This window comes from Myxococcus qinghaiensis (assembly GCF_024198215.1).
Lineage (GTDB): Bacteria > Myxococcota > Myxococcia > Myxococcales > Myxococcaceae > Myxococcus > Myxococcus qinghaiensis.
Genome location: NZ_JAKCFA010000028.1, coordinates 98,077 through 121,312, shown reverse-complemented (window position 1 = coordinate 121,312; position 23,236 = coordinate 98,077). Strand labels below are relative to the sequence as shown.

Here is a 23,236-nt window from a genome sequence, read left to right as displayed (position 1 = left end):
CTCACAGAGGCTCGTCCAAAGCGCGGCCCACAACGCCGCGCCCCGGAGTGAACAGGGAGTGGTGTCGAGGGGTTGGCCGCCTGCGAGCGAAGTTGCCGCGCGCCGACGCTTCAGCACAGCCTCGCCCTTCAGGGTGCAACGTCACACGCCTGAAGGCGGGCTCGCGAATAGCATGGACAGGCGCTGAAAGTCGAATTGCGGGGTGTGATTGTCCACAAGCAGATCCAACTGCCAGGGGAGCTGGGAGCCCCGCAACCCGTCAGGTGGTGTGTGTATGTCAGGGCTTCAGACGGAAAAGGAAGCCATCCTGGGGATGCGGGTAAGGGGTTCCCACAGGTTGGACGCGCCGCAGTGCGACAGCGACCAGGGTATTGCCAGATCCATCCACTGACACCGAGCGGGCTGTCGGGGGGAGGGGGCTGGAGAAGCCTCGCACCCAAAGGGAGTCTCCCTTTTCAGGCAGGAGGCGGGCGACATAGAGGCCGGCGGGAGAGGGCTTGGGGTCCAAATCCAGACCGCCGTCATGGGTGCCGGTGAGCGTGAGCTGTCCCGCGTCATCCGTGGCGAGCGCCGTGGCGGTGGCGGCGAAGGAGCGCGCCCAGCGCTCGTGGCCGTCCGCGTTGAAGGCCGCCACGAAGCCGTGATGGGCGCCCGCGTCATGAGGTTTGTTCTGAAAGTAGAAGCGGGTGGAGAAGGAGCCCGCCACGAAGACGCGGTCCGGGCCCACCGCCAGCGCGGAGACAGCGCCGGTGGCGCCGCGGAAGTCCCGGCTCCACGCGTGGGTGCCATCCGGATGAAGTTTGAGGACGAAGGGGGTGCGCTGGCGCACGGTGAGGAACGAGCCCCCGCCGAAGCACACCGCGCCCGCGTACGCGCCTCCAATATAGATACCGCCGAAGGCGTCCACCGCCGTCGCGCGCGCCGTCACCAGGCCCTGCGGCCCGGCGGACCAGACGCGGCTCCAGCGGGTGTGGGCATCCGGGCCCAGCCGCACCACGAAGGCGCCGCGTTCGCCGTCAGGCGGCTCGCGCACGGCGTCGCCGAAGTCGCGGGCTCCGGAGAAGTCACCCACCACCACCACGCCCGCGTCGTCCCGGGCGACAGCGTGCACGGTGAGCGTGCCCTCTCCGGCGAAGCCCTTCACGTGCTCGACGGCGCCGTCGGCCGACAGTCGCGCGATGAAGGGACCGTCCGGCAGGCGCACGTCGCCCCACTGGGAGCCTGATGTGGCGCCGCCCAGCCAGAGCTTGCCCTGCGTATCAATGATGAGTCCGCCCACGCGCGCGGCGGACGAGCCCTCACCCGGAAGCAGCCCATGCGCCCAGCGCAGGGCCCCGTCCGGGGAGAAGCGCGCCACCATCAAATGAGCCTTCGCAACACCCTGGTTGAAAGGCAGGGGGCCGCCCCCCACGTCCATAGGCTCTCGGTATGTCGCCGCGACGAGAACGTCCCCGTCGGGGGCTACCACCGCATGTGGCGCTTCGCTGTCCCCGCTCGCCAACGGGAAAGACCACGCCACTGCCCCCTCGCCCTCGCCACGACCCTCCGCCCCCGCCGCCCTCACCACCCTCAAGCCCGGAGCACGTGGGGCCGCCAGAGCCTGCTCCCCGCACGCCACGAGGAGAGGACCCACCAGACACACCACGCTCACCCACCGCCACCCCACCATGACCGCCCCGACCTCTCCCCCGCCACCCGCCCCCGACGACCCCCTGCCCTTCAACCGGGGGGATGCTTCTGCAAGGCGATTGCCAGCCCTGTTTCCTGGAGGCGCTTCCCTCTGGGCGCGATGGGGACCCAGGCCTGGAGGGCAAGAAATGTGTCCGCTCTCCTGAAAAAATCCCTGTCTACCAGCCAACACGAGAGGAAAAACGACGCGCCCGGCCGGAAGGCAGACAGGCCCGTAGCACTCCAGGGAGGAGCAGGCGGGCGGGTGGGCGTGGCGCGCGGCCCTCATCTGTCATGGGGGTGACAGGCGCCGCGAGGCCCGAGTTTTCGGCCTCGCGCACATCCGACCCGCGCTCCGGATGTGCGCGAGGCCCGAGTTTTCGGCCTCGCGCACATCCGGAGCGCGGGTCGGATGGAACATCACGATTCGATGAAGAACACGGGGGGGCGACGGATTGGGTGTCATCTCCGGTGTGACGGGGGCCTGTCGTGGAGTTGACGAAGTGGAGTCATCGCATGTCTGTCCATTCAGGCACCTTGTGTTGCGTTGAATCCAGCACGGCGTCCAAGGAGCCTCCCGGAGCGTGGGCGTGGGCGGCCCAGGCGCCGGAGCAGCCGTCGCTGGCGATTCCGATGGCTCGGTCTGAAGACGACGGACGCTGAAAACACCGACGCCCGCTCGGGGCCACTGCTGGCCACCGGCGGGCGTCGCGTGCTTCGTGTCAGGCCCATCCGGGCCCGGCGGGGACTAGTTCACCTTGACCTGCAGCTCCTTGAGGACCTGGTCGCCGCGCATCACCGTGATGCTCCAGGTGCCCGGCTTGTTCAGCCGTACGCCCGTCCACTGCCGCGCGCGCCAGCCGTCGCCCTTGAGCTTCACGTCCTTCGTCTCGCGGACCACGTTGCCCTGCTTGGTCTGCACCATGACGTCCTCGACGGAGTCGCCCTGGGGCACCAGGTAGGCCTGCCACAGCATCACCGTGGTGTTCGCCTTGACGCCCTCGGCGCCCACCTCGGCGGTGCACTCGTACTTGTTGGGGCCGTCCTTGGCCACCTCCGTGCAGAGCTTGGCCTCCACCAGCACGGGACCCTGTCCCTGACCCTTGTAGAAATAGTTCCAGGTGTCGCGCACGGCGTCGGCGCTCGGCGCCTTCGCGGACTCCTTGGCCGGAGCCTCCGGCGCCGCGTCCTGCGCCAAGGCCATCGACGACATCCCCAGCACCGCGCACACCATGCTCCGCGTCAGAAGCTTCTTCATGTCTCGGGGTCCCCTCGTTGGGTGAGTTCGGCGGGCCTTCCCCGGCCCGCCCAGGGGCCTGTGTAGCACGAAAGGAGGGGCCTTCTGCCAGCCTCACCCGAGCAGGAAGAAGGCCAGCGTCACCAGCGGCAGGTACACGAGGAAGGCCACCAGGAGGAAGCCGAGGATGTCCTTGAACTCGAGCCGCGCGACGGCCAGCAGCGGCAGCGCCCAGAAGGGCTGGATGAGGTCGGTGGCCATGTCGCCCCAGGCATAGGCGAGGACGACCTTCTCCGGCGCGACGCCCAGTCGACTTGCCGCGTCGAGGAGGTAGGGCGCCTCGATGGCCCACTTGGAGCCGCCCGAGGGGACGAAGTAGTTCACCACGCCGCTGTAGAGATAGACGATGGCGGGGAACGTCTCCTTCGTGGACAGCGACACGAACAGCTCGCCGATGCGGTCCGTCAGGCCCGTCGTCTTGAAGATGCCGTAGATGCCCGCATAGAGCGGGAACTGGAGGACGATGCCGTGCAGCACGCTCCCGGCCTCCTCCGCCGCCTTGATGAGCCGCGCGGGCGTGCCGTGCAGCAGCACCGCGAGCACCAGGAAGGTGAAGTTGACCACGTTGAGGTTGAGCGCGCGCCAGCCGCCGTTGAGCCACAGGTAGCGCCCCAGCCACAGCAGGCCCAGCACGCCGAAGATGACATTGAGCAGTCGCGCGTGGTCCAGCCAGATGGCCAGGCTCTTCTCCGCGGGGCGCTCGGGCGGGACGAAGTCTCCCAGCTTCTCCAGCACGGCCGGGTCCACGCGCACCACGTGCTCCGGGCTGGGATGCAGCGCCCACGCGAGCAGCGTGAGTCCCGCGACGACGGACACGGTGAGCACGATGTTGAAGGGGGAGAAGAGCGTCCGGTCGATGGGGATGAGGCCGATGCTCTTCTCCAGGAAGTGGCCCGGCGTGGCGACGAGCAGCGGCGCGGAGGCGGACAGGCCCGCGTGCCACGTGGCGCCCAGGCCGAAGTACGCGCAGGCGACGAGCAGCCGGTAGTCCACGTCCGGCCTTCGCCGCGCGACGTAGCGCACCAGCATGGCGCTGGCGACCAGGGACAGGCCCCAGTTGATGTACGCCAGCGCCATGGAGACGAAGGCCATCAGCGCCACCGCGCCGCGCGGCGTGCGCGCCAGGCCAGAGACCTTCTCCAGGAGCGCGCGCACGGGCGTGGTGAGCGCCAGCAGGTAGCCGGTGAACATCACCAGCGCCATCTGCATGGAGAAGGTGAGCAGCTCCCAGAAGCCACCACCCCACGCGTCCAGCACCTTGGGCGCCGGCGCGTCCGCCCAGCCCATGGCGAGCCCCATGGTGAGCAGGCTCAGCAGGACGGCGATGGAGAACGCGCTGGGCACGAAGCGCGCGGAGAAGCGGCCGAGGGCTTCGGCGATGCGAACGAGGGTCTCCACGCGGGCGGGCGCTCCTGGATGGTGTCCCGCCCGTTCTACGGCATCCCCGCGCGCGGCGACCACTGTTGTCCGCGCGGCGCCTGACTCACCGCGCTACGGCTCGCCGCTGCCGCCGTAGGCCTGGGTCTGCGCGTCGAGCTTCTCCCACGTGGCCTGGGCCTGCTGCTGCTCGTTGATGTTCGCGTCCACCTGCTCCGCGTCGGACCGGGCCTTGGCGCGTGCCTCCTCCAGATTCCGCGCGAGCTCGTCGCCATCCACCTCCTGGGCTCGGACGTCGCCGGTGCGCTGGAGGGTGAGGAAGCGAGTCTGCGCCAGCTCCGCTTCGGCGACCTTGAGCTCGCTCTCACGCGCCTTCTCAATCGACTCGCGCGTGGTGACGGTCTTCTCGCGCAGGGCCGTCTCCGCCTTCGCGGCGGCCACCTCCGTGTTGGCCTGCGCCAGGTCGTTCTGTGCCAGGTCGATATCATCGGCCCGCCCTGTCTCCTGGGCCGCGGACAGCGCATCCACCGAGGCCTGCTGGCGGGCCTCCGCGGCCTTCTGTCGCTCCTGGGCCACCTGCAGGTCTCGCTTGCCGTCCTCCAGGGACACCTGCGCGCGCTTCTGGTGTTCCTCCGCCGTGCTCACGACGAGCTGTGCCTGACGCACGTCGTCCATCTGGTCGGAGGGCACCCTCGCCATCCACGAGTCCTCCACCTTCGCGGTCTCCACCTTCTTGTGGGAGTGGCTGGAGCTACAGCCGCCTCCCAGCAGGAGGGCCGCGAGGACTCCTCCCAGGACCCTTGGTCTGCTCGCCTGAATCATGACGTCCCCTCCTGGTTCACGTGGCTTCGTGTTTCACGGTAGGCACGCCCCTGAGTGATGTCAGACACCCCTCTCCGCCCTGTCACGTGGCGGGGTGGCGGGCGCTTTCGAGGCCGGGCGGTCCTCTGTTAGTTTTGGGCGCCTAGGCGGACAACCGGGACATCGATGAAATCTCTCCTGATTCCTCTCGTGGCTTCGTGCGTGCTGGCGCTGGCCTGTCGCGAGAACAAGGCCGCTGGCGATTCCCCGAAAGCCGACTCACCCGAGGCCGAGGTCAAGATGAAGGTCCCTCCGAACGGCAAGCTCGTTCCCCACAAGTTGTTCGACGACAAGTTCATGGAGATGGCGATGATGCCGCTCCCGGACAACTGGATTGTCAACAACGGCAGGGCGGCGATGAGCGGCCCGGGCAACGTGAATGTCTACATGCTGCCGCTGAAGACGTTCATGTTCTCCGGGGACCCGATGATGCAGCAGGTGTACGCGCGGAGCGGCCAGGCGATGCGGCCCTTCCACTCCATCGAGCAGGTCATCCAGCAGGACCTGGTGCCGATTGCGAAGAAGGACGGCGCGAAGCTGGTGAAGCAGTACGACGCTCCGCCCATCGCCGCCTCCGACAAGAGCTTCTCGGACCTGCTCTACAAGGTCGGTCCGATGCGGCAGCTCTTCCTCGCGAAGGTGACGGAGTGGGCCGACAAGAACGGCGCCCCGTACATGATGGTCACCCACCTGACGGCGACGGACATGGGCAACATGGTGAACTGGAGCTACTACAGCCATGCGCTGGATGCTCCGAAGGAGCGGTACGAGGAGAGCAAGGAGGTCGTCCTCAACGCCCTGGCGAACACCCGCTACAATCCCGAGTACGTCCAGGCGTACAACCAGAACGAGATGGCGCGGGAGCGCGCGAGCTGGGCGGCGCACAACCAGCGCATGCAGGCGAACAAGGCGGCCTTCGAGGCGCAGCAGCGCGCCTTCCATGAGAAGAACGACGCCATCAACCAGGCCATCGCCTCGAACTACGCGAACAGCAACGCGGCTTCGGACCGGAACCACCACCGGTTCATGAACTACATCAAGGACGAGGAGACGGTCCGCAACCCCAAGGATGGCAAGCGCCACCAGGTGGAGTCGGGCGCGAATCAGTACTGGATGAATGGGAATGGCCAGTACGTGCCGTCGAAGGACCCGAACTACAACCCGAACCGCGACCCGAACCTCAACCACCAGGAGTGGACGGAGACGGAAGTCGAGGAGTAGGGCCGAAGGTGGGGCTCCGGGTGTTGTGAGGGAGCCCAACGCTGGTCCGCGTCGTCCCATGAAGGCTCTCCAGCGGCTGCTGGGGGGCCTTTCGTTTGGGTGACCATCGCATGCGCCCGTGGCCCGGCATCCTGTCGGACCGAACGGGGAACATCTGTCCTTTGAGGCCCCGGTCGGGAGCTTCTCGGGAGGCGTCGATGTTCATGCGTCGGAGCTGGACCGTCGTGTTTCTGTTGCTCTTCCCTGGAGTGGGGTTGGCTGAGAAACCAGCCACGTCCGGCTCGGACTCTCAATGGCTGAACCGGCTGAGCCTGGAGACCACGACGTGGACGTTGCTGCCCCGTCGTGGGGCCGGGAGGGGCGAAGGCTTTCTGCAAGTGGAGCCGAGCTGGGTGGTGGCCAGGCCAGGAGTGGTCCACCTTGGCCTGGGCGCCCCGGTACGGCTGCGCATGTGGGGCGGAGGAGAGGGCGCCAGCCTGGTGCGGAAGGAGGACTGGGACACGCGGTCCGACTGGGGCCAATGGCTGCAAACGCTGACGGTGGGAGGCGATGCACCGAACTTCCTATGGGCGGGCGCGCTGGAGTCCTACACGCTGCTGTCCGGGCACCTGGTGCGCCGCTACAACAACCGGGGCAACCCGGACTACCACCCCGCCGGAGTGGTGGTGACAGGCATGTTGAGGCCCTTGTACGTGGAGGCCTTCGCCTCGGATGTGCTGGGCGCGCGGCTGATGGGGGCGGAAGTCGCCCTGGACATGCGGCACCTCCTCTTCGGCCCGGCTCCGCATCCGTTTCAATACATGGTGTCGCTGTCGGCGGTGCATGACTGGGGGAAGGCCGGAGGGACGTTGGAGCCCGTGACGCTGGTCCATGTGGACGGGACGGCCATTCTCGTCCGGCGCAGAAGCGACGAAGGCGGCTTCGAGCTGCAGGCGAATGGGGGTTGGGGAGGGCGCCCTGGCGACGACGGTGCGTGGGGCGCGGTAGCGGGACTGGGCGCGGAGTACATGTCCTCGAGGATGGACCTGCGAGTGCGGCTGGAGGGGCGCAGCCAGCGCGGAGGCTTCCGTCAGGGCGCCTTCGGCCCGGACTACGAGTTGGCCCGCTTCCAGGTGGCGGGGCCGGCTGCCCTGTCGCAGGCGGACGCGCCCTTTCCGGACGGGTACTCGGCCCACGGCGAGGTGATTATCGACTGGGACGCGGAGGGCTTGGGGGTGTTGGGGCAGCGCCACTTCCGTCTGACGATGGGAGCCGAGGTTTTCGGCTGGGGCCGGGTGGACGCAGACGGCCGGCTGGAGGTGCAGGCTTTCCGCCGGAACCTCACCGTGGCGGTGGGTGGGTTGGCGGTGGGCGCGGGCCAGCCAGGAGCGCGCTACCTCGTCTCGGGCGAGGCGCGGTGGCGCTTCTTGGGAGGGACGCTGTACGCGGTGGGGCAGGGGGGCACGCTGCTGTTCCCGACGGCGGAAGGGACGCTGAGGCCTGGCGCCTTCGCTTCCGTGGGGCTGGGGGTGGACCATGCGCGCTGAGCGGCGTTGGCGCGGCGGACTCGTCCTCGTGCTGGGAGTGGCGCTCATGGCTTCTGGGTGCGCCTCGTTGCCGACGAGGCCGGCCTTGGCCTTCAGTCCCCTCTCCGTGCCCTCCCAGGCGGCGGGGGTGTACCAGGAGGAGGAGTCGGGCTCCGCGGGTGGGCCGTCCGTGGCGGCGCCGATGGGCTTTCGACGCGGGCTTCTGGGAGCGACTGTCAGCAGGGAGGGAACACGAGCCTCGAGCGAGGAGCGCGGCGCCTTTGCCTGCGGTGGCAAGGCCATGCCTTCGGGATGGCCCCACCTGGATTCAAGCCAGGCGGTGCTGGCGCCTTTCCTGGCGTGTGCCTCGCCCTCGGAGTTCGTGGCCATGCAGCGCGGGGTGGATCTGGCCGCGTTGGTGGAGTCCCTCGATGAATGGGACGCTGTCCGCCTGGGGGCCTTGGGACCGCTGGATGCGCGGGCGTCGGAAGTGCTCGGCCACAAGCGCGCGGCCTTCCTCGTTGGCGCTACCGAGAAGTACGGCGTGCCGTATGCCGAGGTGCTCGCCCTCTTCGTCCTCCACTCGGCCTTCGACGACGAACTGGCTGAGCTGGTGCGACTGCTCGCCCGCGACAAACAGCTGGGGGAGACGCTGGGCGCGATGGCCGCCGTCCGCGAGGAGCTGAAGCGGCGGGGTCTGGAGTTGGATGGCTTTGCGGAGCGGGGAGAGCGGGCTCGCGACGTGCTGCGCGGGTTGGGGCGCGCGGGCCGGGACATGCTCTCCAGCACCTTGGTGAGTGGTGAGGCCCGGTACACGGAGCTCATGGCGCTGCGTGGGCAATTGCCACCGCCGTACCAGGCCGCCCTCGACGAAGTGCGGAAGGCGTTGATGGAGCGGCACTACGCGCCGGGAAGTGTCTCGGTCGGGGCGTTCGATTACCTGACCTTCGGCGTGCCGGTGGGCTTCTACCACCTGGCAGTGGGGACGGGACACGGGACGTACTCGTTGGCGCAGGGCAAGTACGAGCAGGCCACGCGCGAGCTGGCGCCGGCCGCGTTGGCGGTGGCGCTGTACGCCGGGGGCAAGGGCGCTCGGGCCCTGGTGGAGGCGCGCGGAGGGTTGCGACGGCTCCAACTGACGGCGCTCGACGTGGAGGGGATGAAGGCGCTGATGGGACGCCTGGAGGAGCAGTTGGGCGTCAACGCCGCGCGAGACTTGCTGCGCTACCTCCAAGCGAGCCGAGAGGGGGCGCTGCTGGCCGCCGAGTGGGGCGAGGCGGGGCTGCTGGCGCTGTACGAGGCGCGCGGCAAGCCAGCGAAGGCGCAGGCGGTCCTGGCAGAGGCCAGTCGCGAGTCCGCCGGGCACGCGACGACAAAGGGCGCGGCAGGGAAGCGCGGCGGCGGCTCGGACCTCTTCGCACAGAGCGCCGCGGAGGCCGCGAAGACGAAGCTGTTCCAGGCCGAACTGGAGTTCACGGGCCCCCGCTTCCCGAAGGATGTGAAGCTGCTGAAGGAGCTGGCGCCCAAGCTGAATGAACCGCCGCCAGGAGTCGAGCAGGGGGCGCCGCTCTGGCAGGAGTACGTTGCCTACCGCAAGAGGCGGCTGAAGGAGATTCAGGACGGTGACGCCGTCGAGGGTCCCCTGAAGTGGGAAGGCTACGAGGGGATGCGCGCCTACTATGCTCGGGGCATGGCCTTCGAGAAGACCATGGTCGCCATCCTGGAGGCGGACGCTGCCTTGCCCCGTGCACAGCGGCGCTGGCTGGGTGACTTCGAACAGCCGCGCATCGAGACGCACGTCGGGGTGGCGAAGGCGGATATCCGGTTCGCGGATGTGCTCGTCATTGAAGAGGCGCTCTCTGCTGGCCCGAGTCCCCGCGTGGAGACGTTCAGCTTCAAGAGTCGGGACCTTTCGCGGTTCGGAGCCGAGGCGCTCACGGCGCAAATGATCGAGGACGCTAGCGCTGCCTTGAGGTACTACGGGGAGACCCTGAACATCCGCCGCCCCGGAATCGAACAGACGGCACAGATCCAAAAGGTCCGCCTTATATATGAGGGCGGAATGCTCAAGCCCGCGGATCCGAAAGCATCGCGAGCGGCGGTGCGAGATGCTCAGAATGAAGTAGAGGGAGTGGAGGTGTCGTTCCAATGAATGGAACAGAGAAACACGAACCCAACACCGACGACCGTCTTCGTCTCTCCTTTGAGGCCTCCTTCGAACAGGCCGTAGACCTGACGCAGGCATTGGAGCCCTTGCTCAAGGTGCTTGAGACGTACGCGGGTGCGTGGATGCCGGAAGTTGTCGAAGGCAAACAGCAGTATCCCTACTCCCGCGCTTCTTTCCTGAAGGCGCTGAACGAGAAGCGCGGAAAGAAAAGCATGTCCGTTGGTCTCTCTCGTGTGACGTGGCCCTCATTGGACATGTCCATCAGGCTCTCGCTGCCGCCATCAGCCCCCAGATTGTATGTCTGGGTCTCTGTCCAGCCGCTTTCAGTTTTCAGTGAGGCAGCGCGCTGCATTGCGTTCGTGGACATGGTCCGCGCCTGGGCATCTCGTTACCCAGTGACTGGAGCTGCGGCTAGTAGTCTTGCCGAGGACCAGTTGGCGGAGGCATCCAGTCTTGGTCACGATGTGGAGGCTTCGGAGCAGAATGAAGGCGACAGGATTCAAGAAGTATCGTGGCTGAACATCTTCGGTCCGAAGTGGGTCGAGTCCGTAGGACGAGAGCGGATGCTCTCGACGCCTGCGCACCTCGTGGAGGAACTCCCCAACGGCTCCGTCCTCCTGGTGCTGCGGCCCACTGCCGCCGAATTCGACAGTGAGGAGGCGCGTGTGGTGCAGGCTCGCGCCCATGTCCACCTGCGGCCGGACCTCGACTTCGACACGGTGCTACGCACGCTGAGGGAGCGCAGCGCCGCACTCGCCCCCGTGGAGCCGCGCTTCCATCCGGACGTGGCGCCGTTCCTCTCACGACTGCCGTTCGAATTCGGCCTCAGTGAGCGACAACGGAAGATCGCCGAACTCAACGCCTTCCGGCCTCCAGAGTCGGAGGAGTGGCTTCCGGTCGCCCTGCCGTCAGATGTGGAGAGCCCGGAGCGCGTCCTCACTTCTTATGGAGATCTGTCCGAGGGACTCGTGGCAGGGCTGCACACGAAGGTGCCGTCCATCATGGACTCGTCGCCCGAGTCACTCACGGACCTGGACTTCTACTTCTGGCGAGAGAGCTTCCCGGAGAGATACGAGCGGCAACTCATCGACAGTCACACTGCTCCGGCGCTCGGGGCTTTCATGGGTGACGTGCTGGTGCGGCGACTGGGAGGGACGTGGGTGCCGCGGCAGAAGATGGAAGAGTCCCAGGTGCGCGTTGGCAAGCGCGTCTGGCTGCCCTTTCTCCGCGCCCGCCGGTACATGCAGTCCCGCCAGTCGCTGCTGGACTACTCGCTCACCCAATTCTTCAAGGAGGCGGAGCGATATCGGCCCTGAGCTGTCTTGGGCTGGTGGAGACCCAGCCACGCAGAGGAGCACTACCAGGGCAAGGGTCGTCCAGCGCTCACGGGGCAGCAGGTCCTCGGTGGACGGCGTGCCGCGCGGGCGCGGGCCCAGGAAGGCGCGCTGGAAGGCTCGCACCAGGGTGATGGCATTGAGCGCGAGCGCCGGCAGCAACGGCAGCGCGAGCAGGGGGTGCGCTCCGAGCGTTCCGCGCAGCAGCAGGTCCTCGCTGACGAACCCGAGCGTGCCAGGAAAGCCCAGCGCGCCGAGGCCAAGCAGCAGGAAGGTGGTGGCCATGCGCGGAGCGCGAGTGATGAGCCCGTGCCGTGTATCCAGGTCCGTGGTGCCGGTGCGAGCCTCGATGGCGCGGACGAGCAACTCCAGGCCCGTGAAGGCGATGCCCATGGCGAGACACTGGAGCCAGGCACCAGGGAGTCCCGTGGAGCCACCCAGCGCCACTCCGGCGAGCAGCAGCCCCGACTGACTCACGAGCAGGAAGGCCAGCATGCGGCGCAGGTCCGTCTGCACGAGCGCGAGCAGCGCGCCATACAACGCCGCACCGGCACCCAGACTTCCCAGCACGGGAGCCACCGCGTCCCACTCGGCTGGGAAGAGCGGTCGCATGACGTGCGTCAGGAGATGGAGGCTCGCCGCGAGGTTCATCCAGAGGACGCCGACGCCGAGCGGGCCTCGCGTCAGCACCACGGGCAGCCAGGAGTGGAAGGGCACCACCGCCAGCCGCGCGCAGATGCCGATGAGGAGCAGTGCGCAGAGTCCCGGGCGCCAGCCGTGAGGCAGGCGGCTCGCGAACTCCTCGGGAGAGAGGAAGGGAGTCCTCGTCCCCGCATGCCAGCCCAGCATCGCCAGGCTCAACAGGACGGGCAGGGTGCCTATGAGCAGGTACACCCGGACCGCGCGCCCGGCGGAGGGGGTGTGTCTCCCGCGAGCAATGGGGACCGCCATGGCGAGGAAGAAGAGGAGCCGCGGTAGCACGTCGTGTGCGCAGAAGAAGCCCAGCGTGGCGCTCTCGGTGAGGAGCAGCGCGGTGAGGACTTGCCGGTGGGAGTCCTGGCGAGGGCTCGCGATGAGGGTGACGAGCGTGAGCAACGCGATGAGCGGCAGTGCTCGTGCGCTCGGTTCATCCACGCCGAGGTGGACGGTCGCACTGAGCCAGGGCACCGCGAGGCCGGTACTGGTTGAAGTGCCTCCGGCGAGGTGTGGCGCTGCGACGGCGAGCAGCAACGTGAGGGCTGCTGTGCCTGTGGCCATGAGGCGAGCCCGCGTGGGTTGCCGCGACACGGTGAGCAGCACGGCGCCCACGAGAGGGAGTGACACCAGCAAGCAGAGGAACAGGGTGGGACTCATGCGGCCCCCGTGGTGGGATTGCTCGGCGCGGACTCAGCGGGACGCGGCGCGGGAGCGACTGCCGGGCGCGGCACACCTGAATCGAGTGCGTCCACCCAGCGACGCTCCGCTCCATCCAGCCAGTGCCCCAGGCGCAGCACGGGCTTCACCAGCCAGCGCTCCAGCAACACGTCGATTGCGAAGCGCTCCAGCGCCAGTCGGTAGAACCGCGTCGGCAACAGTCGGTGCGCCGTGACGATGGACGGTGCGCGTGTGTCCTGGAGCGCGGCACGTCGTGCCTGGACGTCGCGCAGGGCGGAAGGCGCGCGGAGGAGCTGGAGACAGCGCAGACAGGCATGCGCCACCAGGTGCACGAGCGCGAGCGTGTACAGCCCCAGGCCCACCTCCATGAACATCAGACCCACCTGTGTCTGGACTCCATGGGCGAGCGCGTTCTTCACATCCGTCTGCACTCGCCACACCACGGTGGCGTGTATCGCCGTGAGCAACCCCACCACGACGAGCACGCCCTTCGCCACCGGTGCCTGCTCCAGCAGCGGCTCCGAACGCAGCAACAGGAACAGCCCCGCATGCACGGAGAGCGCTCCATAGAACAGCGCGCTGGACGGCGTGGGGCCTTCCATGGCGCGAGGCAGCCAGCCACCCAAGGGGACCTGCGCGGACTTCCCCATGGCGGCCAGCAACAGACACAGGCCCAGCGCGGTGGCCGGGAGCGCGGAGCGGCGCGGGCTGAATGTGCCGCTCCACTCCGTCGTGCCTGTCAGGTGATGCAGCAGCACCAGGCCCGCGAGCAAACCCACGTCACAGACTCGATAGGTGCCGAAGGCCCGAAGCCCGGCGTTCAGGGGCGCGGACCGCTCATGGAAGAAGCCGATGAGCAGCGCCGACGCGAGCCCCACCCACTCCCAGCCCACGAAGAGCATGTCGAGGCTTCCTCCTCCCACCAACAGCAGCATTCCCGAGGAGAACATCGACAACAGCAGGAAGAACCGCGCGAAGCCCGGCTCCCGGTGCAGGTAGCTCACCGAGAAGCGGCCGATGAGCAGGGTGAGCAGGCTCGTCAGCAGCCACATCGTCGCCGAGAGCGGGTCGACCTGGAGCGTCACGTCGAAGCTCGACTCGCCCGAGGAGAACCATGGGCACAGCCGGATGACTCGCACGGCCTCGGGTCGGGAGAGCCAATGGAAGACGGTGGCCACCGCGCAACTCCATGACAGCCACAACGCCCCCATCACCTGGCGCACCACCCAACGTTCGCTGGGCGCTCGGTGCAGGAACATCACCGTCCCCAGGCTGAAGAAGGCGAGCAGGGGACTCAGCGGCACCATCGCCGCGAGCCACGTCCAGGCAAGCTCCGCGAGTTCAGGACGAGGCATGACGGTCTTCTCCCAATCGACGCGGCGCTGGCCCGCGAATGAGGGCCGGAGGCAGGAAGTCGCGGTGGCCTCGGTACCAGTGGGCCGAAGAGGCCACCTCCGGCAAGCCGGTCTCCGGCGGTGTGAGCGGTTGGAAGCCGTGTCGCGTGAAGCGGTGCTGTTCTCCCGTCACCGGGTCCACGCTCACGAGCTGCACCCACTCCTGACCGATGAGCTCCTGGAGCGCGGGCTGTCGCGCGAGGATGGAAGACAACACGCCGGTGCTCGCCTCGACGATGAGGAGCAGTCGCATCGGCTCGTGAATCTCAATCATCTGCCGAGGCAACCCCGTGCGCAGGTCGCTCTCCGCGCCGTCCATGACGCCGAGCAGGCCGGTGAGGTTGTGGGGCAGCTTGGTGCCGCAGCCGTGACGCTCGTTGTCGACGCAAGAGAAGTAGTACTCCAGGCTGATGCCCGCGCCGACGGGGCCCGCCGCCAGGAGGATGCGCTCGACGATGGCTCCACTCGCGTCCTGGCTCGCGTCATAGGAGAGGAGGAAGGCCCTCCGGTCCAGGAACAGTCCTCGCGTGAGCGCCCTGCGGCCCACGATGCAGGCGGCGTTGGTCACATGCCCCAGCTCCGGCCGAGGCTGCCCCAGGTCCTCCGCGCGCGCCTCGACATGCCGGAGCGCCGCCGGAGCGGACAGCCCGAGGGGCGCGGACTCGAAGCGTCTACAGCGCTCCTGGGCGGACAGTGCACGGGCCTGGTCCAGGGCCGCGCGCAGCCCCGCGAATTCCTCACGCGCGGACTCCGGAAGGGCCTGCGTGTCATACAGGCTCACTTCATCGGTGGTGGTGTTGTGCAGCCCGCCGATGAACCAGGTGGAGTCTGGAATGAGGAGGCCGCGCTCCCGGAGCCTCGCGCGGACCTCGGGGCGGTTCGCCATCTCCGCGAAGAGGCGCGCGTTCGGACCTCCGTGCCGGCCACCGCATGCGCCACAATCATAGGCCGCCTGGTGGGGATTGTTGACGCTCCCTGCCCCATGGCCGAGCACCACCACCAGCGGCGCGAAGTTCCTCATCAATCCCAGACTCTCCAGCGATGCCGCCACCCGCGCCGCCTTCTCGTCGAGGGTGAAGCCCCGCGCCTTCAGCATCGGTGCGGCACGGTGGGCCTCGGGTTCACGCAGGCTCGTGAGTCGGGTGGAGAGCCTGGGCAGGCACTTCGCGGAGAGGGCCCGTCTCAGCCGACCCCGTGCTCGCGGAAGGAGGAGCTGCCAGGGCAGGACCAGCGCGGACAACAGGCCGAGCAGCGGCACGAAGAGCCAGGAGAGCTCCAGGGCGTGGGTGCCCTGCTGCAAGGCCTGGTCGAGGCGTGCCCACAGGCTCCGTCGTCTGGCTCGGGTCTCCGCCAGGGGTTGATGCTCAGCGCGTGCCTGCTCTTCCACGATGTGCGCCGGGGTGACGACGATGGGGCACAGCGAGACAGGGCTCGCGTCGTCCAGCCCTCGATAGTCGAAGGCCACGCCGAAGAACCCGGCGATGCCGAACGTCTCGTGTCGCGCGTCCAGCTCCTCGAAGTGGCGACGGAAGGACTCCTCCCGGTCATCCATGCAGCACATCAGCTGGAAGCGCGGCGCCGTCACCACGCGCTCGGACTCCGGGCGGAGGCGGTTGCGCGCGAGACCTCGGCACACCTCGCTTCGATAGTGGTGCTCGTAGGCTTCCTGCCACACGCGACGCCGCGCACCGTCGTCGAAGGCCTCCAGCCCTGCGAGCAGCTCATGCCGGGCTCGAAGTGGAAGTGTCTCCACGTCCATCGCGGACAGCCCCAGGAGCTGAGCCCACTGGAAGAGTCGCCAGCTCGCGGCCTGAGTGGATTCACGGGCGGGGCTCGCGAGTCGCGCCAACCCGGACAGCGGGCCGGTGTAGTCGAGTCGTCGTCGGGCGACCTCGCGCAGGGCACGTCGCTCCAGGGTGAGCCGCACCGCGACGAAGTCCAGCAACCGCGCGGGCGGTGCTCCCTCGGCGCGGTCCCCGGGGTGGTGCTCCAGTCGATGCATCATCCCCGCCCACCCCGGCAGCGCGAGCAGCACGCGGACGAGGTAGGGCTCCCAGTCGGCCTCGGCCACGCCCAACTCGTCGAGTACGCCGAGCACCGTTTCCTCCGGTTCGGCCACCAGGTCGTCTTCCAATCCGGCCAGCCAGTCGGGGGCGACGCCGAGCCCCTCGCGCATCATCGCCACCCAGGCGGGATGCAGGCCGTGCTCCCGGCCCGGCAGGCTCCAATGCGCGACGCCTTCATCCAGGAAGGCCGCGCAGGCACGGATGAGGAGGGGGTGCAGCAGGTCATTCACATCCTCGCCCGTGGCTTCGAGCAGCAGCTCGCGATGGCTGAGCTGTTCCGCCGTTCGCGGAGGGACGGATATCTTCGTCATGCGACATGCGGACCAGAGGGCTCGCACCGCGAAGGTCTCCGGCGCGTGCTCCAGTTGCTCACGGAGCGAGCGCGGGCTGCCGTCCCCTCCGAACACTGAAGCCAGCTCGGCGGTGACCCTGGAGTCCTCCGCGCGCACGGTGGACCCGAGCTCGGGGTCGAGCAGCGCGCACGCCAGCTCCGTCATCGTCCAGTCCCGGCCCACGCGCTCCAGCCACGCGCGCACTCCTTCGGTCGAGCGTTGGAGCAGCGCCTGCCGAGTGCTGGTGGACAGGTCCGCGCGGAGCCGGTCCGCCGCGTGGCGCTCCTCCAGCTGCCAGCGAAGCGAGGCCTCCGACTCCGCTTCCATCGGATGAAGCAGCGCGAGCAACGTCAGCGCCGTCGCATCCCATGACAGCTCCTCGGGTGGCGCGACGCGGGGCGCACCCGGCTCCGCGAGCACCGCCCGCAGGTCTTCGTCGGTGATGCGGCCCTGTCGGTACAGCTCCAGGAAGCGCGCCTCGGACAGATATCCCTCCGCGCCGAACGTCCGGCTCGCGGTGGCCACCGCCTCGTGGAAGGGCAGGTGTTGGAGCGCGTGCAGCGTGTTGTGGTGCACGAACACGCCGATGGGACCCTGGGCGGGGAGGACGTGGCTCGCGCGAGCCAGTGCGACGCGCAGCCTCGTGCCCCGGTCTTCCGAGGGCGAAGTCAGACAGGTGACGTGGCTCATGGCTTCGCCTCAGGGCGTGAGGCCCAGGTCTCCGGCCGGCGCCTTCTTGCGCGCGGACAGCGGATGCGAAGACATCCCCCGATGCTGCTCCAGCCCGAGCACCTGGAGCTGCCGCCCCTCCCGGGCGCGCTCCACCGCCAGCTCATGCAGCCGCTGCATCACCGTGTGGTCCACCAGTCGGGCTTCCGTCAGGTCCACCTCGATGCGCGGCGCCTGGGCGTGTCGGTTCAGCAGCTTCTTGAACGCCAGGAAGTTGGTGAACACCGCCGCGCTGCGCACGCGCAACACCACCCGGTCCACGCCCACCTGCTCCTCGATGTCGGGACGGAACAACTCCCTGGGCGACGCCCCATTGAGCAGGTGCACCCCCGCCTTCAGGACGATGCCCGCGGTCACGCCCACCAGCAGGTCCGTGGCCAGCGTGACGACCAGCGTGACGCAGAAGATGAGCACCTGCTCCGCGCCCACGCGGTACGCCTTCACCAGCTCACCCGGCGACGCCAGCCGGACGCCCGTGAAGATGAGCATGCTCGCGAGCGCGGCCAGCGGAATCCGGTGGATGAGCTCCGGCGCGAAGGCCACGAACAACAACAGGAACAGGCCATGGAAGAAGTTGGACAGCCGGCTCCTCGCACCCTGGCTCAGGTTGGCGGAGCTGCGCACCACCTCCGAAATCATCGGCAGTCCCCCCAGGAGCCCCGCCACCAGGTTGCCCAGCCCCGTGGCGAACAAGTCCTTGTCCAGGTCCGAGCGGCGCTGCTCCGGGTCCAGCAGGTCCACCGCCTTCACCGTCAACAGCGACTCCACGCTGCCCACCAGCGCGAACATCACCACGTACTTGAACCCCAGCACCGACAGCACCCCGGAGAAGTCCGGGAAGGTGAGCGCCGTGCGCAGGTTGCTCGGCAGGTTCACCAGGTGGTCCGGCCCCACCGAGAAGACGGCGTGCGAGAAGGTGAACGTGTGCGCGTGCTCCAAATCGAACCCGAGCCCCAGCGGCACCGCGACGGCCAGCACCAGCAGGGGCGCCGGTATCCGCCGCAGCCACGTCACCCGCCGACTGAGCGCCGCATGGCCGAACAGCAACCCCAGGCCCAGCCCTCCGATGAGGGCAATCTCCGGATTCAGCCGCGCCACGCTGCCCGGCACCTCCGCCAACAACCCCAGCGGCGCCCGCGCCACGGGAGAGACTCCCAGCAGCACGTGGACCTGCCTGGCGCAGATGGTGACGCCGATGGCCGCGAGCATCCCGTGCACCACCGCTGACGGGAACAGGTCCCCCAGCCGTCCCGCGCGCAGCGCCGCGAAGAGCATCTGCAGGCACGCCGCCACGACAATGGTCCCCAGCGCCCGCCGGTAGCCAAGCACGCCATCACCTCCGCCCAGCTCCGTCACCGCCCCCAGCGCGATGACGATGAGCCCCGCCGCGGGCCCCTTGATGGTCAGCCGCGCGCTGCCCGCCCAGGACGACAACAGGCCGCCCACCACCGCAGTGAGGATGCCGGCCACGGGCGGAAAGCCGCTCGCCATGGCGATACCCAGACACAGCGGCAACGCGAGCAGGAAGACGAGAAAGCCCGAGACAAGGTCTTGCTTCCAGGGCGCTTGTCCCCGGGTCTCAGGAGAATGACTGACATTGGACTGCGAGCCTCGCATGACGACTCCCCCTCGACAGCGAGAGATGGAACGAGGCGCGCTCCGGTTCCCGGGCTTGTATTGATTCCATGAGCAATCCATTGCCCGCATGGGATGTCTTGTTTTCTCGGGGGATGGGGTCGTGTCTGGATTGAAAATGAAACAGAGTGGGGGGCTCGCGGCGCCGAGCGCGCGGGAGTGCTTCGAGGCCGCCGTGGAGCCGCTGCTGCCCCGGCTCCACCGCTTCTGTCTGGCGCTATGCCGGAGCCGGCAGGAGGCGGAGGACCTGTTGCAGGACTCGCTGGTGCGCGCGTACCTGCACCGGGATTCCCGGGGCTCCGGCTCGTGGCTGGGGTGGCTGTGTGGAATCGCACGCAACCAGTTCCTGGAGCAGCGGCGCTCGCAGGCGCGGCGGCGCTCCCTGCTGGACTCGGTGCTGGAGGGGGCCTCGTCGGTGCTGGGCTCGCTGTTCGCGGGCGGCATCGAAGAGCCGGACCCGGAGGCGCGGCTGTGCGGCGCGGAGGAGGCGGAGCGGGTGCTGGCGTGCCTTCACGCGCTGCCGGAGAAGTTCCGCCTCGTCGTGCTCCTGTGTGACGTGGAGGACCTGGACTACGAGGAGGTGGCGCGGGTGCTCGGGGTGCCGCTCGGCACGGTGAAGAGTCGACACTCCCGGGGGCGCGCGCGGCTGGGGGTGTTGTTCATGGCCGCCTCCCACCCCCAGGCTCAGGCCTTCAGCGAAGGAGGCCGTCCATGAGCGCGGAGGATGAGGACAGGCCACCTCCGCTCCCCGAGGAGGTCCACGCGGCCCTCCGGGCGCTCCGGGCGGAGAAGCCCTCGGCCCACTTGAGGGCCCGGCTCCAGGCCGCGCTCGCCCGGGCTGAGCAGGCCGACGCGCCGCCCGTGACAAAGCCTCCACCCCGCCTCCGCCTGGCCCACCACCCCGCCACGCGCGTGCTGGTGGGCGCGGTGCTGACGGGGGCCCTGGTCCTGCTGCTGTTTCCTCGACCTCCCGCCGGTCCGGAGCTGCTGCCGGCCCGGGAGGTCGCCTTCCAGCTTCCTGGTGATGGAGCGGGCTGGCTGGAATTGCCCTGGACGCATCGAGTCCACGCTGGAGAGCCCGCCACCGTCCGGCTGGAGACCTCGCCTCCCCTGACGGTCCACCCCCACCCGCTCGACGTGCTCTCGCGGGGGCTGGTGGACTGCGACGAGGACCGCTGCGTCCATGCCTTCACCGTGCGGACCGGCGACGCCGCCACGCTGTTGAGGGTGCGCATCGACAAGCCAGGGCGCTATGAATTCCGGGTGTCGCATGCCTCCGATGTCCGGCACGTCCAGGAGCACTTCGTCGTGGTCGCCGACCCCTGAACCCTCTTCTCCCCCCTGCACGCGACCCTGTAAGCAATCCAGGGGCGCGGACGCCGGGTTTTGCGGTATGAGCCCCTCTATGTCTCCTTCCGAGCAAGCGCCGCGACAGGACGCGCGCGTGACTACTGGCGTGCCCGGCCTCGATGGCGTGCTGGGCGGTGGCCTTGTCACCTCGGGTGTCTACATCGTCGTGGGTGAGCCCGGGGCGGGCAAGACGCTCTTCGCCAACCAGCTTTGCTACCACCAGGCACGTGGAGGGGCGCGGTGCCTCTACGTCACGCTGCTGGCCGAGTCGCACGCTCGCATGCTCGCCAACATGCGGGACATGGCCTTCTTCGACTCCGCGCTGCTGCCCGAGAGCGTCTACTACGTCAGCGGCTTCCGCACGCTGGAGGAGCAGGGGCTGCCGGGGCTGTTGGAGCTGCTGCGGCGCGAGGTGCGCAACCACAACACCAGCATCCTCATCCTGGATGGCCTGGTGCAGGCGCAGGAGGCGGCCGGTAGCAGCCGCGACTTCAAGAAGTTCATCCACGAGCTACAGGTGTCCGCCAGCCTGTCGCGCTTCACCGCGCTGATGCTCACCAGCTCCAACGGCCCCACCGTCCACCCGGAATACACCATGGTGGATGGCATCCTGGAGCTGCGCGAGCGCACCCTGGGCGTGCGCTCGTGGCGAGAGCTCCAGGTCCGCAAGTTCCGGGGCGGCGCCACCCTGAGCGGCGTGCACACCTTCCGCATCTCCAATGACGGGCTGGAGGTCTTCCCCCGGCTGGAGGCGCGCATGCAGCGCACGCCGCCGCCGGACCCTGGCAGCGAGCGGGTGCACTTCGGAGTCCCCTCGCTGGATGCGCTCTTCCCGGGGGGGCTGGCGAAGGGCTCCACGTCGCTGATGCTCGGGCCTCCCGGCAGCGGCAAGACGATGATGGGTAGCAGCTTGCTCGCCGAGGGACTGAGGCGGGGCGAGCACTGCCTGTTCATGGGCTTCTACGAGTCGCCCGAGCGGTTGCTCCACAAGGTGGCGTCCGCCGGCATGGACCTGGGTGAGGCCGTGAAGGAGGGGAGGATGCACATCCTCTGGCAACCTCCCGCGGAGTCCATCCTGGATGTGCTGGCGGACCAACTCTTGAGCGCGGTGCGCAAACACCAGGTGACACGGGTGTTCGTGGATGGGCTGAGCGCGATGAGCCAGGCCGCGCCGGACAGCTCGCGGATGGGTTCTTTCTTCGCGGCGCTCACCCAGGAGCTGCGGCTGTCGTGCGCGACCACCATCTTCAGCCTGGAGACGCCCCGCCTCTTCGGGCCCGTGCTCGACGTGCCCATGGAAGTGGGTCCCTCCGCCGTGGCGGAGAACCTCTTCTTCCTGAGGCACGTAGAGCTGGAAGGGCGTCTTCGCCGCCTGCTGACCATCTTCAAGCTGCGGGACACCGAGTACGACCCGTCCATCCGGGAGTTTCGTATCTCCCGACAAGGAATCGAGGTGCTGCCTCCCTTCGACGTTGCCCTGGACACCCTGTTGACGGGCCTTGCCCGACACCGGACCGGTGGCCATCCCTGATTCGTGAGGAGCGAAACCCGCCCGTATGGAGACGGTCCTGGTGGTGGATGACGAGCAGGGCATCCTGGAAGCCCTCGCGGACCTCCTGAGGGAGGAGGGCTACCGCGTCCTGACGGCCTCTCATGGCCGCGAGGCGCTGGAGCGCATGAGCGAGCTGCGGCCGGACCTGGTCCTCACCGACTGGATGATGCCGGTGCTGGACGGCCCCGCCCTCATCGACCGCATTCGCGCGGAGCCGAGCTGGGCCGGGGTGTCGCTCCTGGGGATGAGCGCGGTGGACGTCGCCCCCCTGCGGGTCCAGTACCCTGGCATCCCCTTCCTCCAGAAGCCCTTCGACATCCCCGCGCTGATGAAGCAGGTCCGCAAGGCGCTGGATGGCAAGCGCGCCGCCTCCGGCTAGGCCCCATGTTCCATCTGCTCAAGCTCGGTCCCGTGCCACTCTCCCAGGGGAGCACGCAGGTCTATCTGCGCATCACCGACAGCGGCGAGCCGTCCCAGCCCGTCTTCGAGCAGGACGACGCGGCGGGCCTGCGGGTGCTGCTGGAGGGCCTGGAGGACCTGAGCGGGGTGCGGTGTGAGCCCGCGCTCGCGGAGGCCGGCGCGGCGCTGGGCGTGGCGGTGGAGGAGCCCCCGGCGGCGGCGCTCTCCTCGCGCGCGGCCATCGCCACGTTCCTGGCCTGGGGGCAGCGGGGGTTGTCCGCGCTGGGCTCGGACAAGGCGCTGCTCTTCGTCCAGGCGGCCACCGAGTTCTGGGAAGCGCGCCCGTGGACGTACTGGGACGACAGCCAGCCCTTCGAGGTGGCGGTCTCAGGGCCCCTGAACCACACCTTCGAGGGTTGCGTCTTCCACATGGATGACGGTCGGGCGGGGCTGGCGCTGTACTTCAAGCCGGGCGCGCTCCAGATGCTGATGGAGATGCAGGCGCGAGGGCAGGCCGAGGCCGCGCAGGAGCTGCCCGCCATCGCCGTCACGCTGGACACGACGCCGGCCTATGCCGTGGAGGCGCTGACCTCCGCCCACCGCGTGCCCCGGCTGCCCATGCCGCTGAAGACGGGGAAGGACGGCGTGGGCGTGCCGTCGTCGGTGGAGGCGCTGCTGCTGGTGGCCGCGCTGCGCGCCGTCGCTCGGCTGTCTCCCGAGCAGCAGGAAGTGCTGAGCAGCGTGGTGGCGGGGGATGCGCGCATGGAAGTCCACGTGCGGGCCCCGACGCCCCGGCTGCGGCACTAGGCCTCCGAGGCTCCGGGCTCCGGCAAGTCGTTCCGCACTTCACGGGGAGTCATGGGCCCCGCGGGGCAAGTGTTGGCTGGCTTACGGAGCGGGGCCGCAGTGTCGGGTGCCGGTCAACCAGCCCTCCCGAGGGGACTATCCCCGCTCCGGGGAGTCGCGGGAGAACAG

16 protein-coding genes and 1 pseudogene are annotated in these 23,236 nt (G+C 68.7%); 9 read left to right on the top strand and 8 right to left on the bottom strand.

Translation table 11 applies throughout. The features are described 5' to 3' along the window. Window positions 1-277 precede the first annotated feature (277 nt). From LZ199_RS38715 to LZ199_RS38700, 4 genes are all read right to left on the bottom strand, one after another. On the bottom strand, window positions 278-1,360 hold the full coding sequence (locus tag LZ199_RS38715; protein ID WP_253998824.1) for a hypothetical protein: 1,083 nt from the start codon (window positions 1,358-1,360) through the stop codon (window positions 278-280). 1,056 nt (window positions 1,361-2,416) lie between these two features. Further along, window positions 2,417-2,926: a hypothetical protein gene (locus tag LZ199_RS38710; RefSeq protein WP_253998823.1), complete on the bottom strand. Its 510-nt coding sequence runs from the start codon at window positions 2,924-2,926 to the stop codon at window positions 2,417-2,419. Between the two features lie 93 nt (window positions 2,927-3,019). Beyond that, a complete protein-coding gene (locus tag LZ199_RS38705; RefSeq protein WP_253998822.1) occupies window positions 3,020-4,363 on the bottom strand; it encodes a short-chain fatty acid transporter in 1,344 nt (447 codons plus the stop codon). Between the two features lie 93 nt (window positions 4,364-4,456). Then, a complete protein-coding gene (locus LZ199_RS38700) occupies window positions 4,457-5,164 on the bottom strand; it encodes a hypothetical protein (protein ID WP_253998821.1) in 708 nt (235 codons plus the stop codon). Between the two features lie 165 nt (window positions 5,165-5,329). Between LZ199_RS38700 and LZ199_RS38695 the strand changes: the two genes are divergently transcribed. From LZ199_RS38695 to LZ199_RS38680, 4 genes are all read left to right on the top strand, one after another. Beyond that, a complete protein-coding gene (locus LZ199_RS38695; protein ID WP_253998820.1) occupies window positions 5,330-6,424 on the top strand; it encodes a hypothetical protein in 1,095 nt (364 codons plus the stop codon). 197 nt (window positions 6,425-6,621) lie between these two features. Then, complete coding sequence (locus LZ199_RS38690; RefSeq protein ID WP_253998819.1) at window positions 6,622-7,950, top strand: hypothetical protein; 1,329 nt, start codon at window positions 6,622-6,624, stop codon at window positions 7,948-7,950. Next, complete coding sequence (locus LZ199_RS38685; protein WP_253998818.1) at window positions 7,940-10,081, top strand: hypothetical protein; 2,142 nt, start codon at window positions 7,940-7,942, stop codon at window positions 10,079-10,081. Before LZ199_RS38690 ends, LZ199_RS38685 begins: the two co-directional genes overlap by 11 nt. Further along, window positions 10,078-11,412 (top strand): hypothetical protein, encoded by a 1,335-nt coding sequence (locus LZ199_RS38680; RefSeq protein ID WP_253998817.1) that lies wholly within the window; start codon window positions 10,078-10,080, stop codon window positions 11,410-11,412. Before LZ199_RS38685 ends, LZ199_RS38680 begins: the two co-directional genes overlap by 4 nt. 198 nt (window positions 11,413-11,610) lie before the next feature. Here LZ199_RS38680 and LZ199_RS38675 read toward each other — a convergent pair. From LZ199_RS38675 to LZ199_RS38660, 4 genes and pseudogenes are all read right to left on the bottom strand, one after another. After that, a pseudogene (locus LZ199_RS38675) lies at window positions 11,611-12,381 on the bottom strand (proton-conducting transporter transmembrane domain-containing protein); the annotation flags it as partial. 398 nt (window positions 12,382-12,779) lie between these two features. Beyond that, window positions 12,780-14,159, bottom strand: a complete 1,380-nt coding sequence (locus LZ199_RS38670) for a proton-conducting transporter transmembrane domain-containing protein (RefSeq protein WP_253998816.1) — start codon at window positions 14,157-14,159, stop codon at window positions 12,780-12,782. Then, complete coding sequence (locus LZ199_RS38665) at window positions 14,146-17,286, bottom strand: YbcC family protein (RefSeq protein WP_253998815.1); 3,141 nt, start codon at window positions 17,284-17,286, stop codon at window positions 14,146-14,148. The genes LZ199_RS38670 and LZ199_RS38665 overlap by 14 nt, the downstream gene beginning before the upstream one ends. Window positions 17,287-17,295: 9 nt before the next feature. Next, the gene (locus LZ199_RS38660) at window positions 17,296-18,942 is read right to left on the bottom strand and encodes a SulP family inorganic anion transporter (RefSeq protein WP_253998814.1); all 1,647 of its coding nucleotides are present in this window, start codon (window positions 18,940-18,942) and stop codon (window positions 17,296-17,298) included. Between the two features lie 136 nt (window positions 18,943-19,078). Between LZ199_RS38660 and LZ199_RS38655 the strand changes: the two genes are divergently transcribed. The 5 genes from LZ199_RS38655 to LZ199_RS38635 all read left to right on the top strand — a co-directional run bounded on the left by LZ199_RS38655 (window position 19,079) and on the right by LZ199_RS38635 (window position 23,068). Beyond that, window positions 19,079-19,675: an RNA polymerase sigma factor gene (locus tag LZ199_RS38655; protein WP_253998813.1), complete on the top strand. Its 597-nt coding sequence runs from the start codon at window positions 19,079-19,081 to the stop codon at window positions 19,673-19,675. Beyond that, entirely contained in the window at window positions 19,672-20,286 is a 615-nt protein-coding gene (locus tag LZ199_RS38650) for a hypothetical protein (protein ID WP_253998812.1), read from the top strand. The genes LZ199_RS38655 and LZ199_RS38650 overlap by 4 nt, the downstream gene beginning before the upstream one ends. Window positions 20,287-20,404: 118 nt before the next feature. Continuing rightward, window positions 20,405-21,841 carry an ATPase domain-containing protein gene (locus LZ199_RS38645; RefSeq protein ID WP_253998811.1) on the top strand — a complete coding sequence of 479 codons (1,437 nt, stop codon included), beginning with the start codon at window positions 20,405-20,407 and terminating at the stop codon, window positions 21,839-21,841. A gap of 25 nt (window positions 21,842-21,866) precedes the next feature. Further along, window positions 21,867-22,241: a response regulator gene (locus LZ199_RS38640; RefSeq protein WP_253998810.1), complete on the top strand. Its 375-nt coding sequence runs from the start codon at window positions 21,867-21,869 to the stop codon at window positions 22,239-22,241. Between the two features lie 5 nt (window positions 22,242-22,246). Beyond that, window positions 22,247-23,068, top strand: a complete 822-nt coding sequence (locus LZ199_RS38635; RefSeq protein ID WP_253998809.1) for a hypothetical protein — start codon at window positions 22,247-22,249, stop codon at window positions 23,066-23,068. Window positions 23,069-23,236: the final 168 nt, after the last annotated feature.

Coding starts and splice junctions, on each gene's coding strand:
- LZ199_RS38715 (WP_253998824.1), bottom strand. CDS start 1,360: ATGGTGGCGCGCTTCTCCCCGGACGGGGCCCTGCGCTGGGCGCATGGG.
- LZ199_RS38710 (WP_253998823.1), bottom strand. CDS start 2,926: ATGAAGAAGCTTCTGACGCGGAGCATGGTGTGCGCGGTGCTGGGGATG.
- LZ199_RS38700 (WP_253998821.1), bottom strand. CDS start 5,164: ATGATTCAGGCGAGCAGACCAAGGGTCCTGGGAGGAGTCCTCGCGGCC.
- LZ199_RS38695 (WP_253998820.1), top strand. CDS start 5,330: ATGAAATCTCTCCTGATTCCTCTCGTGGCTTCGTGCGTGCTGGCGCTG.
- LZ199_RS38690 (WP_253998819.1), top strand. CDS start 6,622: ATGTTCATGCGTCGGAGCTGGACCGTCGTGTTTCTGTTGCTCTTCCCT.
- LZ199_RS38685 (WP_253998818.1), top strand. CDS start 7,940: ATGCGCGCTGAGCGGCGTTGGCGCGGCGGACTCGTCCTCGTGCTGGGA.
- LZ199_RS38680 (WP_253998817.1), top strand. CDS start 10,078: ATGAATGGAACAGAGAAACACGAACCCAACACCGACGACCGTCTTCGT.
- LZ199_RS38670 (WP_253998816.1), bottom strand. CDS start 14,159: ATGCCTCGTCCTGAACTCGCGGAGCTTGCCTGGACGTGGCTCGCGGCG.
- LZ199_RS38665 (WP_253998815.1), bottom strand. CDS start 17,286: ATGAGCCACGTCACCTGTCTGACTTCGCCCTCGGAAGACCGGGGCACG.
- LZ199_RS38660 (WP_253998814.1), bottom strand. CDS start 18,942: ATGCGAGGCTCGCAGTCCAATGTCAGTCATTCTCCTGAGACCCGGGGA.
- LZ199_RS38655 (WP_253998813.1), top strand. CDS start 19,079: ATGAAACAGAGTGGGGGGCTCGCGGCGCCGAGCGCGCGGGAGTGCTTC.
- LZ199_RS38650 (WP_253998812.1), top strand. CDS start 19,672: ATGAGCGCGGAGGATGAGGACAGGCCACCTCCGCTCCCCGAGGAGGTC.
- LZ199_RS38640 (WP_253998810.1), top strand. CDS start 21,867: ATGGAGACGGTCCTGGTGGTGGATGACGAGCAGGGCATCCTGGAAGCC.
- LZ199_RS38635 (WP_253998809.1), top strand. CDS start 22,247: ATGTTCCATCTGCTCAAGCTCGGTCCCGTGCCACTCTCCCAGGGGAGC.